This window comes from Zeaxanthinibacter sp. PT1 (assembly GCF_028464225.1).
Lineage (GTDB): Bacteria > Bacteroidota > Bacteroidia > Flavobacteriales > Flavobacteriaceae > Zeaxanthinibacter.
The window spans coordinates 1-23,833 of record NZ_JAQPCN010000007.1; the positions used below are offsets into that span (position 1 = coordinate 1).

Genomic DNA, 23,833 nt, shown 5'->3' on the forward strand with positions numbered 1-23,833 from the left:
CAAATCCGTGCTTGTCATGAGTCAGCTATTTATCTTATAAATAATAGGGCCCGGGAAAAGAAAGGCCTCACCGCGCTAGCGGTGGGCTTTGTATTTGCAAAAGGGAGCGCCATCATGATGTGCGGTAGCAAATCCGGGGATGGTTTGCGGTTTGTGTTTCGCAGTTCGTGGTTAGCGGTTTTCGGTTGGCTGTTTAGAAGTATATGATTTTGTACTTGCCTGGCTGTTGCTAGGATTGCAAATGGGAGCGCTATCAGGATGTGCGCCAGCAAATCCGGACGATTTGGTTATCAGCGGTTGCGCAGGAAAATTTTAATCAGGTTGATGCAAGTTTTTTGCAGGGAGTAGCGATAACTTAAGACCGGGGAGGGGTTATGAACCCCGGAGTTCCATCCATCGTGCTTTGAAAGGTGGTGCGTCATTCCGGAACAGTGAGACCCCGTCAGATATACAAAAACTTTCGAGGAGTAAATTGTTACTTCGCCGGAAGTTGATCTTAGCGAGTAGGCCAGGAGTTAAGTTATATTCATCAAAAAATAAGAAAGCCGGTTTTAGCAATTAAAACCGGCTTTCATATTAGGGGTAATCCATATCCCTTTTAAGGATCGCATTATAAAAACTATTATTTACGACTAAAAGAATTCACAGGTGTTTATATGTTGTGTAAAATAATTATTAGCTTTGTCTAAATTTATAATTCATACATTGAAAACACTTGATTTAGGTATTCTAAAATATTTTTCGTGGGTAGTATTATTACTCGCTACAGTTGCTCATGCGCAGCAGGAGGAAGTGCGTATATCCGGAACCGTATCTTCAGAAGTAAAGGTGGTGCCTTTTGCAAATGTTTTCCTGAAAGAGGGGAAGGCAGGAACCACCTCGGATATAGATGGAAATTATGAATTCAGTGCTCCTGTTGGAGAATGGACTTTGGTGGTTCAATCCCAGGGATACCGCACCCAGAGGCAATCCATTTCACTTATAAAGGGAAAGAATGCGACCATAGATTTTAACCTGGTCGAGGATGCGCTGGGATTAGAAGGTGTCGTGGTGAGTGCAACCAGGAACCGGATCAGTAAAAAAGAAGCCCCTGTCATCGTGAATGTATTGAACCCGAAATTGTTCCGGGCCACCCAATCAATTTCCCTGGCAGACGGTCTCAATTTTCAGCCCGGGGTCCGTGTAGAGACCAATTGCCAGAATTGTGGCTTCACCCAGGTACGCCTCAACGGCCTGGAAGGCCAGTATACGCAGATATTAGTCAATAGTAGACCTGTATTCAGCGCCCTTAACGGGGTGTATGGTTTAGAGCAGATTCCTGTGAGTATTATTGATAGGCTGGAGGTAGTTCGCAGTGGTGGATCGGCCTTGTTCGGATCTAATGCCATTGCGGGAACCATCAACGTCATTACCAAAGAACCGGTGATCAACAGCTGGGAAATTAGCTCGAACTTAGGAATTATAGGTGGGCACACAGCCGACAGGAATGTTAACCTCAATGCATCGATTGTCAGCGAGGATCTGTCCAGTGGGGTTACGGTATACGGTATCTTCAGGGACAGGGATGCCTATGATGCTAATGGTGACGGTTTTAGCGAGATCACTAAGCTGAGTAATAACTCGCTGGGTGCAAAAGCGTTCTTAAGGCCGAATAATAACAGCAGGCTAGGGATAGATTTTACCGGTATCAGGGAATACAGGCGTGGGGGTGACCGCATCAGCCTGGCGCCCCAGTTTACGGATATCACGGAAGAACTGGATCACAAAACCATTTTCACCGGGGTGGATTACCAGCTATTTGACGATGCCAGGGATAATGAAGTTACTGCCTACCTTTCCGTTCAGCATACAGATAGGGACAGCTATTACGGGGGATTGGGAGGTGGACGAACGGCTGCAGATTCTACCGCAGCGAATAATGCCTTCGGAAATACTAAAGACCTGGCATTAGTGGCAGGATCCAAGTACACCCATAATTTTAAGAACCGGGATGTTATCACCACCGGTTTGGAATACCAGTTAAATGATACCGAGGATGCCATCCCGGGTTACAACCGCTTGGTAGATCAGAAAGTGAATAGCTACGGGCTGTATACACAGTACGAGTGGAAACCGGTTCAGGAGTTCACGGCATTAGTTGGGGCACGTTTGGATCACGTAGATGTCGATGGATTCTACACCATACAGGATGTGAACCGTTCATCCCAGGTTAATGAAACCGTTTTGAGCCCGCGACTGACCATCCTTTATAATATTTCCGAGTCACTGCAGTTCAGGGGAGGATATGCCCGTGGTTTCAGGGCACCTCAGGCCTTTAACGAAGATCTTCATATTTCCTCGGTCGGCGGGGAGCAGCGGTTTGTGATTCTCTCAGACGATCTTGAAAATGAATATTCTAACGCCTATACCGCCTCCTTGAATTTCACCCGGGATTTTAAAAAAACACAAACTAATTTGTTGGTGGAAGGCTTCTATACGACCCTGGAAAATCCATTCACTATTGTAAGTACGGGAACTTCCCTTCCCAACGGTTCTATACTGGAGGAATCTAGGAATGGTTCAGGGGCCTATGTTGCCGGTGCAAATATGGAATTAAGTGTCTCACCAAGTCCGGCATTTTTATTTAAGGCCGGGGCGACCGTACAACGCTCTGTATACAAAGAAGAGCAATTGTTGTTTGAGTCAAGCGGGGACGTACCCGGGGAAGAGGATGTAACCCTCAGGGATTTTGCCCGATCTCCCAATGTATATGGGTTTATGAACGCTAACTGGACCATGAGCGAAGCCGTGCAGTTAGACCTGACAGGAAGTTATACAGGATCGATGATCGTTCCCCACGTGGTGAGTGATACGGGGTTCCTGGCCCTGGAGGAGTCTGAAGACTTTTTAGATCTGACCACCAAAGTGACCTATCATTTTGACCTGGCAGAAAATTTCCATGTGGAACTGAGTGGTGGAGTTCAGAACCTCTTTGATAGTTACCAGGATGATTTTGACTCAGGCCCGTTAAGGGATTCGGATTATATCTACGGACCTAATAGACCCAGGACTGTGTTCGTCGGCTTAAAGATTGGAGATTTTTAAATAATGATCCTATGAAGAAAATAGTCTTATTAATAGCATTGTGGCTGGCAGCAATTACCGTTGTAAGCGCTCAGCATGACGAAGAAATACAATGGAAAAGTTGGTCAGAGTTAGAAGAAGCTTTACGAAAAGACCCCAAACCCGTATTCTTATTCTTCCATGCCGATTGGTGCGTCTACTGTAAAAAAATAGAGCGTGAAATATTTACCAAAAAATCGGTGATTCGAAAAATGAACAAAGAGTATTATGCTCTCAGGATGGATGTTGAGAGCAGGGATACGGTGGCTTTTGATGGCCTCACCTTTGTTAACAAGCAAGCCCTCACACGCCGCAATGGAATTCATGAGCTACCGGCCTTACTCGCATCAAGGGAAGATAAACCCTTCTCCTTGCCGGCAACGCTGATCTTAGATAAAAAGTTTGCACTGGTGGAAAGAATATTTGAGTACTACACATCCTCCGAATTGCTCAACATGTTATAAGTTTAGGAGAATACTGTGCTTTTTAGATTTTTTCCTAATTTTATATAGTGAGCAAACTATCAGCCATAGTATTGTCCCTTTTCATTTTTGTACAGAGCCTGGGGTTTCACCTGGACGATTTGCTGCAAATCAATGAACTGGTCTCCCATGCGCGTTTTCATAACCAGCAGTATGGTGATAACCTTATTACTTTTGTGTCCAAGCATTACGGGGAATTGAAGCAACAACATGAAGCCGATCACCAGGAGGAAAAAGATGAACATGAAAAACTTCCTTTTCAGCACCAGTGTAACAACCTGCTGGTCATAAACCTGATCTTTATTCCTAATAATTCGGATATACTGTTTTGCGAAATTGGAGAGAAAAAGGAAACCAACTACAACTACCTGGCCCGGAATTCTAAAGGGCATTCTAAGAAATTGTTCCAGCCACCGATAAAGGCATATGCTTAATTAATGGGACAAGTCTGTCTTGTCTGCATATTATCTGAAGTGCTTTAGCACATTTTAAGTATATCATAATCATCGGTCATGCTATCAAATATTATAAGGTTCAGCCTTACTCATAAGCTGGTCATTTTTCTTTTTACAGCATTTCTCATCGGTTTTGGAATTTATGCCTTATCGCAGGTCCCTATTGGTGCTGTGCCAGATGTTACCAATAACCAGGTGCAGGTAATAACGACCTCGGAGAACCTGGCTACCCAGGATATCGAACAATTTATCACTTATCCTGTAGAACTGGAGATGGCTAATTTACCGGGTGTCGAAGAAATTCGTTCCGTCTCCAAGTTTGGGTTATCCGTAGTGACCATAGTTTTCGAGGAACGTATGGGAACCTACCTTCCCAGGCAACTCATCGCCGAAAAGATAGAATCGGCATCGGAAAAAATTCCGGAGGGGTTTGGTAAGCCCCAAATGGGTCCAATAACGACAGGACTAGGTGAGATTTACCAATATACATTGGATACCCAACCGGGTTATGAAGATCAGTATGATGCAGAGGATCTGCGGACCATACAGGACTGGATTGTAAAAAGACAGCTTTCCGGTATAGACGGAGTAGTGGAGATCAATGCTTGGGGAGGGTATTTAAAACAATACGAGGTTGCCATTAACAGCAGTAAACTACAGGCCATGGGTATCAGTGTTTCCAAGGTATTCAGTGCCCTGCAGGACAATAATGCGGTAGCCGGTGGCGGTTACATCGAAAAGCTGAACCAGGCATACTTCATCCGTGGGCAGGGAAGGGTTACTTCCCTGGACGACATCCGGAACATTGTAGTGGAGAACAAAGGAGGCACTCCCATCTTCATTAAAGACCTAGCAGAGGTTGGCTTCGGTAATGCTACGCGTTATGGTGCAATCACAGCTAATGGCAAGGGCGAGACGGTTTTGGGACAGGTAATGATGCTTAAAGGCGCAAATTCTAATAAAGTAATTAGCGATGTAAAAAAGCGAGTGGAGGAAATATCAGCCTCCTTACCTGAAGGAGTGGTTATTAATCCCTTCCTGGATAGAAGTGAGCTGATATCGCGAACGACTATGACCATAACCGAAAACCTGCTTCTCGGTTGCCTGATCGTGATCTTTGTGGTGGTCCTTTTACTGGGGAACTTCCGCTCGGGCCTGGTGGTGGCTTCCGTTATCCCGCTCTGCCTCCTTTTTGCATTATCCATGATGTACATCTTTGGCATTGACGCTAACCTCATGTCGCTGGGAGCCATAGATTTTGGAATCATCATAGATGGAGCAGTTATTATCGTTGAATACACGGCATTCCGGATGACCAAAGTACGCGAAGAATATACTGAACTCAATGCCGATGAAGTACGTAATTTAAAAGACAAAATCTCTTTTAACAGTGCATCGCGAATGATGAACTCGGCCATTTTTGGCCAGTTGATCATATTGATCGTATTTATCCCTATCCTATCACTCAGCGGGGTAGAAGGTAAGATGTTTCGACCTATGGCGCTGACTTTTGGATTTGCCCTCATCGGGGCAATGATCCTTTGCCTGACTTATGTACCCGTGGTTTCTTCGCTGTTTTTGAAAGCGGAAAATTCTTCTGAGAAGAATATTTCTGTAAGGATTTTAGCGTATTTAAACAGCTTATATAAGCCAGCAATAGAATGGGCGTTGAATTGGAAGAAGCCGGTACTGTTGATCGCTGTAGTGATTATGGCGATTTCAGTATTTATTTTCAGCAGGATGGGCGGAGAATTCATTCCACAATTAGACGAGGGCGATTATGTGATACAACCGGTATTGCGCACAGGGACTTCGCTCAGTAAAACTATTGAGACCACTTCGAAAATGGAACGCATTCTCCTTGATAGTTTTCCAGAGGTAGACCAGGTGGTCAGCAGGATAGGGGCTGCAGAAGTACCAACTGATCCCATGTCTATGGAAGAAAGCGATGTTATTGTGACCCTTAAACCGAAAAAGGAATGGGTAACCGCCGGAACCAAGGAAGAACTGGCCGAAAAATTTAAAGAGAAACTATCTGTACTGCCGGGGATGGAACTCGAATTCACACAGCCTATTGAAATGCGATTTAATGAGTTAATTACTGGGGTTAGGGCAGATATTGCTATCAAGGTTTTTGGTGAAGACCTGGGTGTTCTCAACAAAAAGGCCCAACAGATCAGGCAGCTGATCAAAGATGTTAAGGGGGCATCGGATGTTACCGTGGAAAAAATTGTAGGTCTGCCCCAGATGAATGTAGCTTATGATCGGTCTAAAATCGCGAGATACGGTCTCAATATTGCGGCCCTAAATGATATGATCACCATGGGATTTTCGGGTAAGACCATGGGAAGTGTTTTTGAAGGTGAGAAAAGGTTTGACCTGGTTATGCGATTAGAAGAAGATCAACGCAAGGACATAGAGAACATACGGAATTTATATGTTGATACTCCGGCCGGCCAAAAAATACCTTTAAGCGAATTGGCAGAGATCACATACCAGAAAGGAGCCGCTAAGATCTCCAGGGATGACACCAAACGCAGGATCGTCGTCAGTGTCAATGTCAGGGAAAGTGATCTGCAGACCGTGGTGTCAGAGATTCGAAATATTATCGAGAAAAATGTATTGCTACCACCGGGATATACCATAACCTATGGTGGTCAGTTTGAGAATCTCAGGAGTGCAACAGAGAGATTACAGCTGGCCGTTCCCGTGGCACTTATCCTGATCTTTGTGATGCTGTATTTTGCATTTCATTCCGTAAGGGAAGCCCTGATGATCTTTTCAGCAATTCCCCTTGCTGCGGTTGGCGGCATCCTCTTATTATGGATCAGAGGTATGCCATTCAGTATTTCTGCTGGCGTTGGTTTTATAGCCCTGTTTGGAATCGCGGTATTGAACGGGATCGTATTGATTGAACATTTCAAAGAGCTCCAGAAGAACGGGCTGAAATATAGTGACGAACTAATTGTAAAAGGTGCACAGGACCGGTTAAGAGCTGTATTGCTCACCGCCTCAGCAGCAGCCTTAGGATTTTTACCCATGGCGGTATCTACCGGGGCCGGGGCAGAGGTTCAACGCCCTCTGGCCACCGTAGTCATAGGCGGTCTCATCACCTCCACCCTTTTAACACTGTTCGTACTTCCGGTTATTTACTCTTATTTCCACAACCGCAAGACAATTACAAAGGTCAAGAAGACTCCGCCAAAAATCAAAGCCCTAAGTCTCGTTTTGCTTTTGACTAGCATTAGTGGTTATACACAGGAACAACTAACAGTTACAAATTTTGATCAGTTAAAGGAAATGGTTCTCACCAATAATGCCGGCTTGGATGCAGCAGAATTGCGTTTGCAAGAGGCAGGAGCGATACGTGGAAGTGCCTTTACATTTGACAAGACTAGCTTGTATTACAGCAGGGACAATAACAACCTCGCCCAAGGATTGCCGTTAACCGTATACGGTTTGCAACAAGACCTGCAGTTTCCCACGGTATATTTTGCCCGGAAAAATGTTCTTAAAGCGCGATATGCACAAGAGGATGCCGCTTTTAAAATGTATAGGACGCTCCTGGAACAGGAAACTGCAAGTGTTTATTACAGGGTTCAATATCAACATGCAAAAATTGCGGTCTTGAAAGAATTGGACAGCCTGTACCAGAAATTCGCCTACGCAGCCGAAAGAAGGTTTCAATTGGGGGCGACCAATTACCTGGAGAAGATTACCGCACGCGCAAAACAGGAAAGGATAAAAACCGAATTCAGACAAGCTGGTCATGAACTGAATGCCGCTCTTATGGCCCTCAAACCGCTATTGAATACAAAGGATTCTGTGGTGGTAAAGGAAGTACCGTTTGGAAAACTAAAGCTGAAAAATTCGGCAATTTTAAATAACCCTGGAAATACTTTTTACCGGGCGCGAAAAGATGTGTTCAGGAGTCAAGCAGGCTTACAATGGCATGAGCTGCTCCCGGATCTGACTTTCAATTACTTTGAAGGTAACAACGAAGCCCTGCAAAAACCTATTAGTGGATACCTTGTAGGTCTCAAAATTCCTGTTTTATTCTGGGGAAAAAAGGCGAATATAAAAGCAGCCAATCTGGCTAGTGCCGCCGCAGAACAAGAGGCTATCGATTATAGCAATCATATACATTCAGAATATCTTGAATTAACCTCTGAACTTCAGAAGTACCAAGAAAACCTGAGTTATTATGAAAAGGAAGGGAACCAACTTGCTAAGGAGATTATTAAAACGGCCATAGTCAGTTATAAGAACGGAGAAATAGACTTCTTCCAATACATTCAGAGTTTAGAGAACGCCTATGAAATCAGGCTTTCTTATTTCGACAACCTAAACCAATACAACCAAACCGTTATCCGTATCAATTACCTAATACTATAATTAAACCGTGATGGACATACATATTAAACGTTTGATAAGCTGCTGGATAATTCTCTCGCTGGCGGCCTGTGGTCAAAAAAAAGGAACAGAAAGCTCTGCTGAAGAAAATAGCGATGGCCGGATTACCACGGAAGTTAGCAGGGAACAGTTCATACAGGGTGCAATGGAGGTTGGCCCTATGGTGCAACACGAATTTCCTGTCCTGGTGGAAGCCACAGGGATAATCGATGTTCCCCCGGAGAATAAAGCAGTGATCAGTTCATTTACAGACGGATTCGTAAAACAGACCCCCTTACTGGTTGGAGACAAAGTTAAGCGCGGACAGTTTTTACTGAGCCTTGAAAACCCGGAATTCCTTGAGTTACAACAACAGTACCTGGACGCCATGGAACAAATGAACTACTTGCGATCCGAATTTGAAAGGCAGCGTTCCCTGAGAGAAGAAGAGATTACCTCGGAGAAGAATTTCTTAAAGGCCGAGAGTGAATACAAGCGGAACTTATCGAGGTTCAATGCCTTAAGTGAAAAATTGAAAATGCTGAATATTGATCCCGGGGCGGTAGAGAAGGGTGAAATTTCTCCGGTGATATCTATTTATTCCCCAATATCAGGAAGTATAACAGCAATGATGGTCAATAAAGGTAAATATGTTACAACAGCAGATGAACTGATGCGGATCATCAACCCGGATCATATTCATATTGAACTGAATGTATTTGAAAAAAATGTTATGCAGCTGAAGAAAGGACAGGATATGATCGTTATCCTGCCAGAGGTAGGACCAGACAGTATAGCGGCAGAAGTATACCTGGTAGGTAGTTCTGTTGATGAAAAAAGTAGAACCGTAAAAGTTCATGGACATTTTAAAAAGGAGGATACCCGGCATTACGCTACCGGAATGTTTGTCAATGCGGGAATCGTAACCGATACTTCGGCATCTTTGGCACTTCCCTCGGAAAGTATTGTGAATATAGAGGATAGATATTTCGTATTGATGCTAGGGGAAAAAGATGAAAAAGGATACTCATTTACGAGATGGGAAGTAAAACCCGGTGCCCAATATAAAGGCTACACTTCCATCCTGAACAGCGACGATTTTTCTAGTGATGACCAGTTTTTGTTACAAGGGGCATTTGCCGTGTTGGGCGATTAAAGTTCTACATATCCGGGAATGCAGGACTTAGGAGCCAGAATTAAAACCAGGATATGCTGGTTTCCTGCAGTGGAACGGGATATCTTCTAAAAGGGGCGGGGCGGAGCCCCCGGCGAATGAAAAATCTATCTAAGTATAAGAGTAACAGAGCTGGGTTTCGGTAACGCGCTCACTTCGAAAAGATCTTTTATTCCTCTTCAGGAGAAGCAGCACCCCATATCCTCGGCACCTCAAAACCGGTATCCTGGAACACACAAATTTCCACTGCTGGATTTATACAGTGAAAACTATTATCTTTTTCCTGGGGCGGGGCGGAGCCCCCACCGACCTTCAACAAAACTTATCCGAATTCCTACTTAAGCTTTGTGGTAGGTATATTAGAATTCCTTTCTGCTTAGCCTCAATTTAAATCTCATATGGGAACAACTGATTTCTAAGCAAACTCGGTCCGAAGAGGATTAATTGAATCAGAATTCCCGCTCAAAATTGATCTTAGAGGTCAATCCCATCATCTGTATGCTAAGGGTCTGTAACCAACGGAGTTGCTCCATTACCAGGTGGGCTTCCTGGAATTCCTGCTCATTGCTGGGTTGTATACTTCCCCCTAAGACGTCCAGCTCTGTCATTGCTTCAATTTTAGCGGGGATCTCAAAATCCTTTGGAATGGTTTCAGGTTCCGGGCATTCAAATTCCTTGTCTTCTAATGCGCATATTAAGAGTCTTATGTTCTCATCGATATGAGCTACAGCATTATCGAAGAATTCCGATGCCTTGGTCGTGGGCCGAGTCTGGAAGTAGGTGCTTAAAGATGCAAGTGCTGTCAGGAATGAATGATTGAGCACCACCAGTTTATAGATCTCTTCCAAATATAATTGCTTGGATTCCGGTTCTTGTGCCATTTGCTGGTAAGCAGTATTCAATTGCGAGCTTTGCATAAAGGCTTCTTTTCGCGATAATCGGAGTTCCGGAGGAATGGCTCCCTTCTGCCGATAATATTCTGCGATCTGTTCCAGGAACTTCCTATTGGCTCTTACACTTCCTAAAATACTATCCTTGATTTCGAGGAATCCCCAGGCCGGCCAAAGAAATAAAACAGATACCAGGGAGAGTCCTGCCCCGATCAGGGTATCTAAAAGTCGGTATTGTATCACGGTCAGCACATCAGGTCTTATGATCGCGTAGATAAAAATAACACTGAGCGTTATGAAAACAGCAGCTGTGCGGTAATTGCGTTGTAACATGGAGAATGCAAGGACTAACGACCCCACACCGAGTACGGCATATACATAAACATCCCTTACTAAATAAACTACTCCCACCGCTAAAGCGCCGCCTATCAAGGTGCCTACGATACGTTCTTTAAAACGCTTTTTGGTAAGTCCGTAATTAGGCCGCATGATGACAATGATGGTAAGTAAGATCCAATATGGATTCTGAAAATCATAATACCAACCCACACCGTAACCCACCATCATCGTTACAGCTAATCGCAGTGAATGCTTAAAGATGGCCGATCGTAAATTTAAATTCCTGAGTAATTCTTTGGGATCATATTCCTTGGTCACCTTGAACTGCTTTAAAAGCTTCTTATCGACCATTTCTATCTCATCGCTCCCTGGGTTGCCCAGGATCCATTTAATCCTGTTGATCTTCTCCAATTGTTTTTCCAGGTACTCCAATAGGTTTTTGAAGGTCAGGTAGCTTTCAAAATCAGCCTGGCAGGCTTCTATTTCTTGCTTCAGTTTATCTGAGAGTTGGTTGAGGTGTGAATGACTTGGTAATTTCTTTACACTGTTGCCGGCCTGGGCAATATCGTGTAACTGCCTGGACATTCCACCAATAAGCTCGCCGAATTGTTCCACAAAGCCCGAATAACGTTCCGCTAGCTTTTGCATTTTCGAATAATTGACCGGGTGGGCTACGGCAGATTCCAGGATGTCTACCAACGCCACTAAGATCAGCAGCCGTTCATTCAGGTATTGCGACTGCCCGGAGCTTTTCCTGCTTACCAGCAGGATCTCACGGAGGGTTTCATGTTGTTCGGTCAGCTGTGTCTGTACTCCCAGTAATTCGCGTTGCAACTTATCCTGTTCGCCTTGGTTGGTCAGTATCCTGCGCCGGATATCAAGGAAGTCGGCAGAAAGTTCATAAGTATTGTTCAAGGCTTCTTCCAGGGCCCCTTTAGGATTGATCTTTTCCCGTATGCTCATCAGCAAGAGGTACCAGATACCCCCTAAGCCAACGAGTAAAGTGTATTCATAATTCAGTAGTACTTTGGCGTCATGGGCAAAACTAAGGACCAGGGCCAGCAGGCCGGAGAAACTGATCAATGATGCGCGGAAGCCGTAGATAGCAATATAGGATATTCCAAATGTCAGGATGCCCAGCACCAGGAGTAACCACCATGTCTCACGGACAAAATATCCTGCCATGAAAGTGACGACCATGATCAGGGCAGTGGCCAATAGAATTCCCACCACTTTATTCCTGAACCTGCCGCTGACGTCACTGGGAGAACACCAGAAAGCCCCGAAGGCTATCGCCAAACCAATTTCAAGTCTCCCGGTATAAATTCCCGTGAGAACGGGAATCGTAACGCCAAAACCGATCAGGATGGCTTTGGAGAAGTCCGTACTTTTCAGGAATTGAAAAAGGTCGGTAATATAGGTTTTGAATGTAATTTTCAATGCGTCTTTACTTAAGCGTAAAGGTAACCTTTATGCCTCAAGTCTCTATACGGCTAAACCATTAATAAGTATTTCGAAAACTTTATTCCAGTAATACTCTGGCTGTGATATTTACCGTGTCGGATAGTATAATACTTTTATCACCCAGCCGGTAATCAAGCCTGTTCAGTTCAAAATCCGTTTCCAGGTATTCTTCCTGATTTTCACGGGTAATCTTTAAAGGAACCTCGATCTCGCGGGTTATGTCCTTTATATTTAAGTTAAACGTAGCAGAATAGGTGTCTTTACTTGCCTTTTTTATTGCAAGTAATTCCATCTGTATCTCGGGAAAATTTGTCACATCAAAATAATCAGCTCTCTGCAAATGTTTGTCCCGGATGCCTATGCCGGTCTTTATCGAAGATGGGTCTGCTGTAATCCGTATTAACGATATCTGAGGTCTTTTATGGTTCCATCGAAGATTTCCACGGAGGTTGCTGATCGTTCCTTTAACCGGGATACCTGCGTTCCTAATGGTGAAGTTAACGTGTCCCTGGAGATCGTATAAGGGGTATTCTGCCTGTGCGGTCAACGGATAAGACAGTAGGAATAGGCAAAGAAAAACAAGTACTTTTCTCATACTATAGAGATCTTAAATAAGCCAGGAGGGCTTCCTTTTCTTCTGCTGTTATCTCCATTCCAAAGGGATGTCCTTTTACCGCCATGGTTTCAACGGTTGCAGGTTTAAAACCGGTTGGCACGTAACCCGGTTCCAGGCGTTTGGGATCAAGCACATCCTCAAGACTGGCCAGGTTGCCATTGTGGAAAAAGGCCTCTCGCATCCAGGCTCCTCTTAGGGAAGGTACCTTATAAAAGCCGGTGCCTCTTCGGGTGTAAAGCGTACTGACGGAGTCCGTTTCTGCGGAAATATTAAAAATGTCATAGGTTGCTAAATCCTTTAAAGTTGGGTCATAACCTGTTGCAGGCAATAGTTGGTTATTTGTATAATAAGGTGGCGGATGGCAGGTTACACATCCCTCGCGATTAAAAACCATTTCCCCTGTCTGCAGTAATTCCTCGGTAAAAGTATTTGGATTTTCCGGGGCTTTTAAAGAATAGATATACTTGGCGAGAGCAAATAACTGTGCATCGCTATAGCGCTTATTTATATTTCCGAAAGGATGTGTCCAGGGTTTATCTGCCGTAATTTCCCCGTGGGAATTAAAATCTCGCATAGGAATATACCCATTGTAGCTGGTCAGCATATCCAGTCCTTGGTTGAAAGCCGCATAACGCATAAGGTCCCCGATGTTTTCATGCCTCATGAGCCCCGTATGATCCAGGTATTTAATGTCTTTAATTCCTATAAGGCTTGGGATGGATAAGGGATAATTATATGCAAATCCCTGCCGTACCATTACACCTGGAGGAACAGCCTTTAGAAATTCCAATTGCGATTCAGAATCTAGGGACCAATTTACTCTTTCCGGCAGCCAGGGTACTAGAGTGAGTGATTTAACTCCGGCTTCATTATAGGGTATCTCGAATCTTTCCCGTATATATCCGAAAAGTCGGTCAAAGGGAAAATCACCTTGAACCCCGTCGTACACCTTGCCATCGATAATGCTGGTATGACAAGAGGCACAGGATTGACCACCCTGGCGTAGTCCTTCCGGGGTCTTGGTGTACTGGGTATAGGGAACGATCCCTTCCGGAGTGGTTTCAACTCCGGTTATGGCAATAACCGATGAATCCAGGAACTGCCCGCGCGGGTTAACAGGGCGTTGATCCACAGGCCAGTTAAACACTGCTTTCCCGGCAGCGATCCAGTCTTCTTCAGAGTCCAGGTTCGCGAAGTTGATTTCTTCAGGATCAAGATTTCTTAGGGAATCCAGGTATCCCTTTGGCTCTTTTTCCCTGATGTAAACAGGGAAGGTCTTATAGATCTGATGTTCATCTAAAGCGTAGTAGATCGCTTCAGGAACGTATTGTATAGCTACTGTTGAATCGGGAGGAGGTAAGTGAAATCGTTTGATCTCTTTCATATCCCACGTTCTTGGGATTTCAAGAGAAATCTTTTGCACAGAAAAACAGAGGCAAAGTAGGATGGAAATCCCTAGGATGACTTTTGGATAGTTCGAATGCATGATGATCAAATTGACATCAAAAAATAATTATTTTCTAAAGCCGGAGAATATTTAATGTGTAAGTTGTAGGGTATATTATGTAACTGGCATGCAGAATGTTATCCGTATGTAGGATTTGAAATCAAATCGATATTCTTATGTGGTCCAGAGATTTGCCACCCCTCTGAATGCACCTTATTAGATGATGTTCTTATTTTTATCGAACTAAAATTCGCTTATGCCACTCAGAAAAATATTGGGTATATACATCACCCTGGTCTCTCTTTCCTTGAATGCACAGGTTCCTATAGACAACTGGACTTTTCACAGGGCGGGTGATTCATTGAATATTTCCGAGGTGACACTGCCTCATACATGGAACTCTGAAGACGCCTTTGATGATGAGCCCGGATATTACAGGGGCCGCGGTATCTATGAAACCTCTTTTGGGATCAGAGATAAATCAGCTATTCATTACCTGCATTTTCAAGGTGCAAACCAGGTGACCACCGTTTATGTCAATAACAAGTGGGCCGGAGAACACCATGGAGGATATACGGCATTTGATATTCCGATTTCAGAATTGATTCACAATGGAGAGAATAAATTAAAGGTTGTTGTCGATAATTCACATGATGAACAAGTTCCTCCGCTGGATGCCGATTTTACCTTTTATGGAGGAATATATCGCATGGTGTATCTGTACGCCGAAAATGAGCTTTCATTTAAACGTAAGGCAGGGGCAGATCAGGTTTATCTGAATACTCTCGTCCGCCCGGAAGGAGAAGGAGTGATTAAAATTGACGTGGGCATAAACAGCAACTTCAGCCAGGAGGGAGACTTGGTCAGTAGAATATACGATAATAAAGGTAAGTTGCTCAACTCGGAAAAACTATCACTTGTTCTTAATGAACAAGGAACCGTAAAGACCATCCAGCTGAAAATTCCTAAGGTGCAACTTTGGTCTCCGGGTAATCCCTATTTATACCGAGTACAACTAAAATTACTGGATAAGAATGGAATTACAACCGACGTGTATGAACACCGGGTAGGATTCAGAACGGTAGAGGCAACTCCCGAAGGATTTCTTATCAATGGTGATACCTTAAAACTGATCGGTGTTAACCGGCACCAGGACCTGGCCGGTTTCGGAAATGCCGTTCCGGTTGAAGATCAATTGGAGGATCTGCGCATGATCAAGGCCTTGGGAAGTAATTTCCTGCGGTTGGCTCATTATCCGCAACAGCCCGAAATTTATAAGGCTGCAGATAGCCTTGGATTGATTCTTTGGTCAGAGATACCTGTGGTTAATAAAGTCCCGGTAGGGGAGGATTATGAAGCGTATAGATCTAACGTATTACAAATGCAGGAGGAACACATCTTGCAGAACATCAACCATCCTGCCCTGGTATTTATAGGCTACATGAACGAGATTTTTATCCGGTTGATTTTTGACAAACACAGCCCGGAAGAAGAAAAGATTATCAAGCATAAATCCCTGGAACTGGCGGAAGAACTGGAAAAACTTACAAGACAACTCGCTCCTGATCATATAACCGTGATGGCTATTCACGGTCACCAGGTATACAACGAGACAGGGATTACTGACCTGCCTATGGTATTAGGCTGGAATCTTTATTATGGCTGGTATTTGGGTGAGAATGAAGACCTGGGCGAATTTCTGGATAGTGAGCATAAGAAATTCCCTGGAAGACCCCTTATACTCTCAGAATACGGGGTTGGGAGTGATACCAGGCTGCATTCTGAAAATCCCCGTAAATATGATTTTACGGAAGAATACCAATTACTTCATCACCAGGCATACCTGAAACAAATTAAGGAACGTCCTTATATGATTGGTATGGCTGTGTGGAATTTCTCTGATTTCGGATCTGAATTCAGGGGGGATACCCGGCCTCATATTAACCAGAAAGGATTGGTGAGTTACGACAGGAGCCCGAAGAATATTTATTGGTGGTATAAGGCAATGCTGAATCCGGAGGATGCGTTTATAAAAATTTACCGAGATAATTTACCGCCAACCGGTCCTGAAAATCAGAAAGTTATACGGGTGATCAGCAATCGCAGGACCGGGCTCAAAATTAATGAAAAGTATATCGGTATGGTTGATCCTGTTGATGGTATCGCTGAGTTCCGCTCCGGCCTGGCTCCCGGAATTAACAGGCTACAGGCTTTTCATGAGGACCATACACTTACAGATTTAGATACCCTGCATTACGCACCCGCACCGCTTACACGAATAGGCGACACGATGCACTGGAACTTAGGGGCTGATTCCTATTTTACAGATTCAGACGAGGAAACCTGGCACCCCATAATGCGCAGTGATGATATGGTACAATTAAAAGGAGAATTGATTAAAAAACATACAGCCTCAAATATCAGGAAGACCACAAATGACCCTATTTACCAGTCCGCCATTACGGGTATCGAAAGTATCCATTTAAAACTGCCTCCGGGAACCTATAGGATATCTTTGCATTATGCCCTTCATAGAAAGCCACAGGAAAATATTTATGAATTGGGTAAGAAACAGGGGAAGCATATAGGTGAAGTGGCCCGACTGTTAATGATAACAAGTGACGGCCAGTCAGTCGAATTTAAAAATCCGGAGCCTTTAACAAAATATGTAAGCTACATGGAGTATGAACAAAAATCAGCTCCACTTATAATTCGGTCCAAGTCTGACGAGAAACTGATATTGAATGGAATAGGGGTGGAAAGAATACGGTGATTACTCTAAATCTAATTCGGGGTAAGAGGTAATCCTATGGCTTTCCAGGTAATGTTGCAGCATCTGTTTCAGGCTTTGTACATATTCTTTCAAAACATGTGCATCAATCTTAGGATGGGCAAGGGTAGGAAGGGTCATGGTATCCTCATCCAGGAATTTATACAATTCCGGGTACCTGGTCTCAATCAGGTTGGTGAGCCTGGTAATCTCTGATGACAATTGGTAGAGCGTCTTCATACCTCGGTTGTCTGTGTTAGAATTACTTTTATCGGTGGAGGAGATAGGAAATCAAGTTTAAATGTCAGTGATAAGCGATCACCTGCCACCTTTACTAAAGATACAAAAAACATGTCGCATCCGGGTGATAAAAATCACCTATAAAATTGTTTGTCAGACTTTTATCAGCTGAATGATCCAGGCTATAAGGATACTGACCACAAGACCGATATTGACCTTTGCGAAATCCTTGCCTATCAGCACATATGCTTTTTTCATTTGTTTGTTGTTCAATAGGTAGTGTACCGCAATTTCACGCCCTGCCAGGATTCCGATAAATACCCAGGTGGTACTCATGGGAATATTATTCATGTTGCCATAAAAATACAGTAAGAAGCCGTAAAATAAATCAATAAGGGTGGCTGACCTGATATTCCTGCTGTTGGATTTCTGGTTGACGATCTTCTGGATCTTTCCACCCCTGCTGTTAAAGATATAGGCCATTATAGCTAAGATGACGGCCAGGGAGATCAATAACTCTGAAACACTCAGCTGTCTTGGCAGGAATACGAATATGTTAGCAAAATCCTGTATCAGCCACTGTGACCACAAGAATGCGGTTGAAACCCATTGCGCCGCTATCCAATATCGCTTTTGTTTCTTGTCCATCCGTTCAAGGGCCTTGTCCGATTCAAAGTGCTTCGCGATTACCAAATAGATCAATAGGGCGGACACTAATGCAATGGCATAACCCACAACCGATTTTAAGATCATCTTTTGGATAATTACTTCTGAAGAAAATACGCTGAGGATCATAAAGGTAGTGCTGACGGGAATTCCCAGTCGAGTGATCACCAGAAGGGTGATAGGGGCAAGTAAATACCACCAGGGCATATCTTCAGGAAGTGGGATGGTGTCTAACCTGCCATAGGAGACATCCCCCTGGTTCACATACCATCCATAGAGCAAGGTGGCACAGAGGATAACGGAGGCAAAACTCCAGAGAACCCACCATTTTTTTTTGTAGTTAGAGGCTAGAAATGTTCCCAGCGTCTGGATCACATCATTGGCGATCACCGAGTAGGCTGCAATAAGAAATCCTAAATATATAATTGACTGTTCCATTAGTATTCGTTTGTTAAGGGATACGGTTCTAACTATATCCTTGAAAATGCCCGCAAATGACGATGATAATTGTTATTGAAATTTAGCCGCAAGGTTATCTTATTATTATCAGAATGTTATATAAATGGCACCGGCTTTTTAGTGCTTAACTGATTAGTCTATAGTGGAGTATGTTAAATTATAAAAGCTTGTTCATTTGAAAAATTAACATATCATTAATTGTTTAATTAGATACCTTTATCCCAGTTTTAGATACAAAGAATGTCCGCCACCAGGCTGTTATTTTTTCTGCTTTTATCGGTACTTGTAAGCCAGGTCTATGCCGGCATTACAACGTTAGACTCGCCTAATAGCTTAGCGGTATCTGATGCATTCTCTAAAAAAACGACCCCCAATCCCGAACTGGATTCCAGGGTTTTTCTTCATACTAATCAATTAGAAGTCCCGGAGGTAAAGGAGTGGGATACAATAAATCTCATTGTCACTATAAGCTTTTACGCTACAACCATCAAGCCGGTCTCTCTGGCTTGTGAGGCACTTTACCTTATCTCTTGCCGTTTTATAAGCCCATCATTGGGTAGTACGGAGATTATTTATCCCTTCCATTTCTTTCCCTGATGTATTTTTTACGAATTCGTAAAAATTTTTGTTTCGGATTTTTACTGCGAAATAACTGCCTGTTGGGTGTTATCGCGGATTTGCCGGATACGCAATGAGCATACATCACATTACATTACATTTTATACTTATGGAAACTGGAATTATAATAATATCACTGGTCCTTGTAGGCAGTGTATTCATACCCTATTATTTCTTAGAAAGCAACGGTAGAGCCAGCCGTAAACAATGGCAAGTAACATATCACAAAGCGGTAAATGCCCATCAACTCAATATCATCATGGAAGAGGCCTGGGAACAGAATTACATCGGTATAGACGACCAATTGAAAAAACTTCTGTTCATTAAAAGCTATGACTCGGTTAAGACAGATACGGTAATAGATCTGAATAATTTGTCCCAGTGTAAAGTTATTGAAGTCAGGAAATACCCGAGGGTTAAAGATAAAAAAACCGAGATCCTGGAACGGGTGGATTTAGAGCTTAGTTTTCACCACGAGGAAAATAAATTATTTCTAAACTTGTATGACAATAAGATCAATTTTTCACAGGATTATGAAATACGAAGAGCTGAAAAATGGAGGCAGATTATTAGCAAACATATTCGCAGTTACCAGCGGGGTAACAGGGTAGCATGATAGCCATCCATTTTAGGTCATTCGATAGTATTCACTACTTAAATTAATTTAAATGGCCACCTTAGCATTGATTTTCATTCTGGGATATGTTCTGATTGCTTTAGAACATAAAATTAAGATTGATAAAGCCGGAACGGCACTCTTTTTAGGAGTGCTGTTATGGCTTCTCCTGGCACTGCAGACCGAGAACCTTCCTGAAACTTTACACCATCTCAAGGAACACTTTGAAGACATTGCAGAGATCCTGTTTTTTCTCCTGGGTGCCATGACGATCGTTGAACTGATAGATAGCCATAATGGCTTTGGGATCATTCAGCGGGTAGTGCGAATCAGATCAAAAACAGGCTTGCTCTGGACGCTATCTGTCCTTACATTCTTCCTATCTGCCGTACTGGACAACCTTACTACGACCATTGTGATGATGGCGATCATTAAAAAATTCATGACCAAACGTGAAGAGCTGTGGTTCTTTGCAGGTTTTATCATCATCGCGGCAAATGCCGGGGGAGCATGGTCTCCTATAGGGGATGTGACGACCATTATGCTTTGGAATGCCGGCCACGTTACTACAGGAACCATCATTACAGAGACTTTCCTGCCCAGCGTAGCTTGTCTTTTGGTTCCGTTAGCCCTGGCCTCCTTCAAGTTTCGTGGGCTGGCTGTTGAGCCATTGGATGAGGGATCAAAAGAAATACAGCCGTTGAAGGAGAAAGAGAGCAACCTGATCCTGTTATTGGGTGTAATCCTTTTACTGATGGTGCCTGTTTTTAAAGCAGTTACTCATTTACCTCCTTTTATGGGAATGTTGTTCAGCCTTAGTGTTTTCTGGGTGATAACGGAGATCATACATCGTAAAAAGCCAACAGAAATTCGTCATAAATTAACGGTAGCAGCTACCATACAGCGTATAGATACCCCAAGTATACTTTTCTTCCTGGGTATCCTGTTGGCCGTAGCCTCCCTGGAAGCCAACGGATCACTCCTTGTTCTCGGAGAAACCCTGGAATCATCATTCAGTGATTTTCATATGACGAACACCCTTCTGGGGCTCCTTTCTGCTATAATTGATAACGTGCCTTTGGTAGCAGGTGCCATGGGTATGTATTCTATGGAAGTATATCCACAGGACCATGAGTTCTGGACTTTCCTGGCTTATTGTGCGGGTACCGGGGGCAGTGTCCTGATTATAGGCTCCGCAGCCGGGGTAGCAGCCATGGGAATTCTCAAAATTGATTTCGTGTGGTACCTGAGGCGTATCGCGTGGTTAGCCCTTGTTGGCTACTTATCAGGTATTATTGTTTTCCTGATGCATAAAGGCCATATCATGTAATCGGTCTATATGTATACATAGTTTCTTATGATCAGAAGAAGAAATTAACAGCTTAATTAAAAGCCAGGGGCATATTGTCCGCAGGCTTTTTTGCTTAGCACTGAATATCGGGCTCCCAGTAGGTGGCGTGTATCTATAAGTGGCTGTATATCGTAATACAACCAAAGATAAGCTGTCAATTTTATTTACCTTAGACATCTTAATCAGCACTCATGTATGATATGATCCTGGAGCATGTTGGCAGATATATTTCCTTAACTGCAGAGGAAGAAGCATATTTTACTTCCCTTCTAAGTACCATGGAGATTAATAAAAAGGCTTTACTGGTAAGTCCAGGAGCACGTATAGAACATGAGTATTTTGTGGTTCAAGGTTGTCTTAAAGCTTATTACCTGGATGAATCCGGGGATAAACATATTATACAGTTTGCCATAGAAAACTGGTGGGTAGGCGATTTTGATGCTTTCTACAACCAGGTGAACTCGCGCTTATATATCGAGGCACTGGAAGATTCAAGCTTGATGGCGATCAGCTATGACGATTTGCAGCTACTTTTTGAGCGGGTCCCAAAATTTGAACGCTACTTCCGCTTACTGGTGACTAATGCTTTTATTTCATTGAGAGGACGCGTATTATCTTCCCTGGAAAAGTCGCTAAAAGAACGATACCTCGAATTCTGCAAGGCGTATCCCAATATTGAAAAAAGGGTAGCCAATTATCATATCGCCAATTACCTCGGTGCTTCTCCCGAGAGTCTGAGCAGGATCAGGCGTAAATTAGTGAAGTCGGCCTGATTTCTTGATATAGGTCAATTTTATTGCCTTTTGTTTCAGCTACCTTTGATTTAATCGCTTACTATAGAGCGAGATAAAACAAATGGGGCTTTCTACCTCACCGGCTGTCATCCTGACTTGGTCATGGTAGGAGGATGGAATGAATTCTCGCCCCTGATTACTAATCCTTAAATACATAAGATTAAGATGAAGAATATATTATTTGTCCTTACCAGCAATGATAAAATGGGGGATACCGGAAAGAAAACAGGTTTTTGGGTCGAAGAATTTGCGGCTCCCTATTATAAATTGATCGATGCAGGTTACGAAGTTACCTTGGCGTCTCCTGAAGGTGGACAACCTCCTATAGACCCGATGAGTGATTCTGAAGATGCGGCCACCGAGGCCACCAAACGCTTTGATAAGGATGATAAAACGAAGGAAAAGCTCGCACATACACTAAAGCTCAATACCATTGATCAGAAAGGCTTTGACGCTGTGTTTTATCCAGGAGGACATGGATTATTATGGGACCTCGTAGAAGACCCAACATCCATAGGCCTTATTGAAAGTTTCTATAAGAATGAGAAACCGGTAGCATTTGTATGCCATGCCCCGGCAGTCCTTAAGCACGTAAAAAACGTAATGGGAGAACCGCTGGTAAAAGACCGGAAAGTTGCGGGCTTCACCAATGAAGAAGAAGAGGGTGTAGAACTTACCGATATAGTTCCATTCCTGGTGGAAGAGATGTTAAAAGAGAACGGTGGAAAATATACCAAGGCATCCGATTGGGAACCATACGCCGTTGAGGATGGATTACTGATCACCGGGCAGAACCCTGCTTCCTCTGAAAAAGTGGCAGAGATATTAATGAAAAAATTGCAGTAAGAATGAGAGAAGAACAAGCATTGTTACGCCCATATAAAAAAGGAAATTTTGAAACGGAAAACAGGGTTGTAATGGCTCCTATGACCCGCTCCAGGGCTAATAACCCGGAAAACAAACCTACCGAAGGATTACAGCCGGTCTACTACAGGATACGTTCTACGGCAGGACTTATCATTACCGAGGGCTCGCAGGTGTCCGAGAGGGCAGTAGGGTATATTAATACCCCGGGGATCCATTCAGATGAGCAGGTAGCCGGTTGGAAAAAAGTAACCGAAAGCGTGCATGAGGAAGGCGGGAAAATATATATACAGCTTTGGCACGTGGGACGGATGTCTCACCCGGACTTTCACAATGGGGAATTACCACTGGCGCCTTCCGCTCTTAATCCAAATGCCCAATCCTTTACGCCCCAAGGGATGAAAGACACGGTGACCCCTAAGGAAATGACCAAAGAGGAGATTTCAGAAACTATTGAAGAATTCCGGCTTGCAGCCCGGAACGCGGTTCAAGCGGGCTTTGACGGTGTGGAGATTCACTCTTCTAACGGCTACCTGTTCCACCAGTTTTTTAACAGTACTTCCAACATCAGAACAGATGAATACGGTGGGAGTATTGAAAACAGGGCTCGCTTTTTTTTCGAAGTCCTCGATGCAGTTAAAGAAGAAATCCCGGAACAGCAGATAGGTGCAAGGTTTAATCCATCACTCCATAAGTTGTTCGGCATCACTATGGATGAAAATACCATCCCGACATTTGAATATATCATCAACAGGTTGAATGATTACGACCTGGCCTATATTCACTTGTCAGAACCGTTCACGGATGTTTCTGATGTTCCCTACGCGGTAAAAGAGATAGCGAAACACTTTCGTCCGTTATACAATGGAACACTGATCATCAATGGAGATTTTGACCAGGAAAAAGGAAATAAGGTTGTAGAAGATGGTTATGCAGACTTGGTAGCTTTCGGGAAACCCTATATATCTAATCCAGACCTGGTAGCCAGGTTCAGGGAAGGAATTCCTCTTGCGGATTGGGATAAGGATACTTTTTATACTCCCGGGAAAGAAGGTTACCTGGATTACGAGATCAAAGCAGAGATTTAAGAGGAA

At 43.5% G+C, this 23,833-nt stretch carries 17 protein-coding genes; 12 read left to right on the forward strand and 5 right to left on the reverse strand.

Annotated elements, in window-relative coordinates; all coding sequences use genetic code 11:
* The 6 genes from PP178_RS14170 to PP178_RS14195 form a co-directional block, all read left to right on the forward strand.
* A partial coding sequence (locus PP178_RS14170) for a hypothetical protein (RefSeq protein WP_272595014.1) occupies nucleotides 1-207 on the forward strand: 207 nt, incomplete at its 5' end.
* Between the two features lie 498 nt (nucleotides 208-705).
* Entirely contained in the window at nucleotides 706-3,084 is a 2,379-nt protein-coding gene (locus PP178_RS14175) for a TonB-dependent receptor (RefSeq protein WP_272595015.1), read from the forward strand.
* Nucleotides 3,085-3,095: 11 nt separating this feature from the next.
* Nucleotides 3,096-3,566, forward strand: a complete 471-nt coding sequence (locus PP178_RS14180) for a thioredoxin family protein (RefSeq protein ID WP_272595016.1) — start codon at nucleotides 3,096-3,098, stop codon at nucleotides 3,564-3,566.
* A 47-nt stretch (nucleotides 3,567-3,613) separates the two neighbouring features.
* Entirely contained in the window at nucleotides 3,614-4,018 is a 405-nt protein-coding gene (locus tag PP178_RS14185; RefSeq protein ID WP_272595017.1) for a hypothetical protein, read from the forward strand.
* A gap of 78 nt (nucleotides 4,019-4,096) precedes the next feature.
* Entirely contained in the window at nucleotides 4,097-8,434 is a 4,338-nt protein-coding gene (locus PP178_RS14190; protein ID WP_272595018.1) for a CusA/CzcA family heavy metal efflux RND transporter, read from the forward strand.
* A 10-nt stretch (nucleotides 8,435-8,444) separates the two neighbouring features.
* Complete coding sequence (locus PP178_RS14195) at nucleotides 8,445-9,587, forward strand: efflux RND transporter periplasmic adaptor subunit (protein ID WP_272595019.1); 1,143 nt, start codon at nucleotides 8,445-8,447, stop codon at nucleotides 9,585-9,587.
* Nucleotides 9,588-10,054: 467 nt separating this feature from the next.
* Here PP178_RS14195 and PP178_RS14200 read toward each other — a convergent pair whose 3' ends face one another.
* From PP178_RS14200 to PP178_RS14210, 3 genes are all read right to left on the reverse strand, one after another.
* Nucleotides 10,055-12,274 carry an FUSC family protein gene (locus tag PP178_RS14200; protein ID WP_272595020.1) on the reverse strand — a complete coding sequence of 740 codons (2,220 nt, stop codon included), beginning with the start codon at nucleotides 12,272-12,274 and terminating at the stop codon, nucleotides 10,055-10,057.
* 82 nt (nucleotides 12,275-12,356) lie between these two features.
* Nucleotides 12,357-12,893 carry a YceI family protein gene (locus PP178_RS14205; protein ID WP_272595021.1) on the reverse strand — a complete coding sequence of 179 codons (537 nt, stop codon included), beginning with the start codon at nucleotides 12,891-12,893 and terminating at the stop codon, nucleotides 12,357-12,359.
* Nucleotide 12,894: 1 nt separating this feature from the next.
* Nucleotides 12,895-14,298: a hypothetical protein gene (locus PP178_RS14210; RefSeq protein ID WP_272595022.1), complete on the reverse strand. Its 1,404-nt coding sequence runs from the start codon at nucleotides 14,296-14,298 to the stop codon at nucleotides 12,895-12,897.
* Nucleotides 14,299-14,617: 319 nt separating this feature from the next.
* Here PP178_RS14210 and PP178_RS14215 point away from each other — a divergent pair, with 319 nt between their 5' ends.
* On the forward strand, nucleotides 14,618-17,134 hold the full coding sequence (locus PP178_RS14215) for a glycoside hydrolase family 2 protein (protein WP_272595023.1): 2,517 nt from the start codon (nucleotides 14,618-14,620) through the stop codon (nucleotides 17,132-17,134).
* Here the strand turns inward: PP178_RS14215 and PP178_RS14220 are convergent, their stop codons facing one another.
* Together PP178_RS14220 and PP178_RS14225 are read right to left on the reverse strand one after the other, a co-directional pair.
* Nucleotides 17,135-17,371: a hypothetical protein gene (locus tag PP178_RS14220; protein ID WP_272595024.1), complete on the reverse strand. Its 237-nt coding sequence runs from the start codon at nucleotides 17,369-17,371 to the stop codon at nucleotides 17,135-17,137.
* A 153-nt stretch (nucleotides 17,372-17,524) separates the two neighbouring features.
* A complete protein-coding gene (locus PP178_RS14225; RefSeq protein ID WP_272595026.1) occupies nucleotides 17,525-18,475 on the reverse strand; it encodes a hypothetical protein in 951 nt (316 codons plus the stop codon).
* Nucleotides 18,476-19,223: 748 nt separating this feature from the next.
* On the opposite strand from PP178_RS14225, the gene PP178_RS14230 reads away from it, so the two are divergent.
* The 5 genes from PP178_RS14230 (at nucleotide 19,224) to PP178_RS14250 (ending at nucleotide 23,827) form a co-directional block, all read left to right on the forward strand.
* Nucleotides 19,224-19,730: a hypothetical protein gene (locus tag PP178_RS14230; RefSeq protein WP_272595027.1), complete on the forward strand. Its 507-nt coding sequence runs from the start codon at nucleotides 19,224-19,226 to the stop codon at nucleotides 19,728-19,730.
* A gap of 52 nt (nucleotides 19,731-19,782) precedes the next feature.
* Nucleotides 19,783-21,060 carry a sodium:proton antiporter NhaD gene (gene nhaD / locus PP178_RS14235; RefSeq protein WP_272595028.1) on the forward strand — a complete coding sequence of 426 codons (1,278 nt, stop codon included), beginning with the start codon at nucleotides 19,783-19,785 and terminating at the stop codon, nucleotides 21,058-21,060.
* A gap of 212 nt (nucleotides 21,061-21,272) precedes the next feature.
* On the forward strand, nucleotides 21,273-21,854 hold the full coding sequence (locus tag PP178_RS14240; protein WP_272595029.1) for a Crp/Fnr family transcriptional regulator: 582 nt from the start codon (nucleotides 21,273-21,275) through the stop codon (nucleotides 21,852-21,854).
* Between the two features lie 186 nt (nucleotides 21,855-22,040).
* Complete coding sequence (locus PP178_RS14245) at nucleotides 22,041-22,721, forward strand: type 1 glutamine amidotransferase domain-containing protein (RefSeq protein ID WP_272595030.1); 681 nt, start codon at nucleotides 22,041-22,043, stop codon at nucleotides 22,719-22,721.
* A 2-nt stretch (nucleotides 22,722-22,723) separates the two neighbouring features.
* Nucleotides 22,724-23,827, forward strand: a complete 1,104-nt coding sequence (locus PP178_RS14250; RefSeq protein WP_272595031.1) for an alkene reductase — start codon at nucleotides 22,724-22,726, stop codon at nucleotides 23,825-23,827.
* Nucleotides 23,828-23,833 lie beyond the last annotated feature (6 nt).

Excerpts from the sequence above, each read along its gene's own strand:
- PP178_RS14215 (WP_272595023.1), top strand. The coding sequence starts at position 14,618 with ATGCCACTCAGAAAAATATTGGGTATATACATCACCCTGGTCTCTCTT.
- PP178_RS14240 (WP_272595029.1), top strand. The coding sequence starts at position 21,273 with ATGTATGATATGATCCTGGAGCATGTTGGCAGATATATTTCCTTAACT.
- PP178_RS14220 (WP_272595024.1), bottom strand. The coding sequence starts at position 17,371 with ATGAAGACGCTCTACCAATTGTCATCAGAGATTACCAGGCTCACCAAC.
- PP178_RS14230 (WP_272595027.1), top strand. The coding sequence starts at position 19,224 with ATGGAAACTGGAATTATAATAATATCACTGGTCCTTGTAGGCAGTGTA.
- nhaD (WP_272595028.1), top strand. The coding sequence starts at position 19,783 with ATGGCCACCTTAGCATTGATTTTCATTCTGGGATATGTTCTGATTGCT.
- PP178_RS14210 (WP_272595022.1), bottom strand. The coding sequence starts at position 14,298 with ATGAAAGAGATCAAACGATTTCACTTACCTCCTCCCGATTCAACAGTA.
- PP178_RS14225 (WP_272595026.1), bottom strand. The coding sequence starts at position 18,475 with ATGGAACAGTCAATTATATATTTAGGATTTCTTATTGCAGCCTACTCG.
- PP178_RS14180 (WP_272595016.1), top strand. The coding sequence starts at position 3,096 with ATGAAGAAAATAGTCTTATTAATAGCATTGTGGCTGGCAGCAATTACC.
- PP178_RS14250 (WP_272595031.1), top strand. The coding sequence starts at position 22,724 with ATGAGAGAAGAACAAGCATTGTTACGCCCATATAAAAAAGGAAATTTT.
- PP178_RS14190 (WP_272595018.1), top strand. The coding sequence starts at position 4,097 with ATGCTATCAAATATTATAAGGTTCAGCCTTACTCATAAGCTGGTCATT.
- PP178_RS14245 (WP_272595030.1), top strand. The coding sequence starts at position 22,041 with ATGAAGAATATATTATTTGTCCTTACCAGCAATGATAAAATGGGGGAT.
- PP178_RS14195 (WP_272595019.1), top strand. The coding sequence starts at position 8,445 with ATGGACATACATATTAAACGTTTGATAAGCTGCTGGATAATTCTCTCG.
- PP178_RS14205 (WP_272595021.1), bottom strand. The coding sequence starts at position 12,893 with ATGAGAAAAGTACTTGTTTTTCTTTGCCTATTCCTACTGTCTTATCCG.